This is a genomic window from Candidatus Symbiopectobacterium sp. NZEC135, assembly GCF_025962695.1.
This window is the reverse complement of record NZ_JAGFPF010000961.1, coordinates 1-795: the sequence shown is the minus strand read 5'-3', so window position 1 is coordinate 795 and position 795 is coordinate 1. Positions and strand designations below refer to the sequence as shown.

At 52.5% G+C, this 795-nt stretch carries 2 protein-coding genes; both read right to left on the bottom strand.

Annotated features, from left to right (window positions below; genetic code table 11):
* Positions 1-184 precede the first annotated feature (184 nt).
* Positions 185-529 (bottom strand): hypothetical protein, encoded by a 345-nt coding sequence (locus J5224_RS31750; RefSeq protein WP_264628954.1) that lies wholly within the window; start codon positions 527-529, stop codon positions 185-187.
* A partial coding sequence (locus tag J5224_RS31745) for a metallophosphoesterase (protein WP_264628953.1) occupies positions 526-795 on the bottom strand: 270 nt, incomplete at its 5' end. The genes J5224_RS31750 and J5224_RS31745, both read right to left, overlap by 4 nt.

Sequence of the window (795 nt, the reverse complement as noted above, 5' to 3'; positions counted from 1 at the left end):
AACATTGCCTCCTGATGCTACCTTAGAGAGGTTGCAGTATGAACAGCATTTTGTTCATTGGGCGATAATAATCACGCCACGGCGCTATCTCGAACGAGAATATCAGCGTGAACAGGGTTAAATAGCGCGAAGAGGGATAACCGGGCATGCAAGAAAGCAAGCAAAGCGCAGAAAAGGCATCCTGCTAGCGCAAGCGCACCATGGAAAGGGATCCACCGTACACGGCCCCCGTATCGAGATAGATCTGATTGGCATACGCGCACACCTTTTTAAGCGGCGTGTGTCCGAAGATAAAACGATCAGCCCCCTCGATCCGTTGATAGTCGCCAGCCTGGGCTTGGCGCAACCGCGTACGCCCCCACACGACGTCATCCACATCGACCGGTAGATCCAAACCATAACGAGCAGACGGATAATCCGCGTGAGCAATAACATAAAGGCGCGTTTGCACGTTGACTTCCAGAACATGCGGCAATGACGCCGACAGATGGATCAGTCGATCGATGGAATGACGATGTACCGGACTCAAGTCGAAATACCAGCCACCACCATGCAATCGCTACTCTCTCCTTGCAACACCGCTTGCGCCATACACTCATGATTGCCTGTCACCGAAATGAACCAGGGCGCATCCAACAGAGCCAGACACGCAGGGCTGTCCGGGCCGCGATCGATAAGATCGCCGACAGCAATCAGCAGATCACAACGTTCATCAAATTTTCGTGCAATCAGTTGCTGCTTCAATTGTTGATAGCAGCCATGAAGATCCCCAACCACCCACACATGGCGATAATC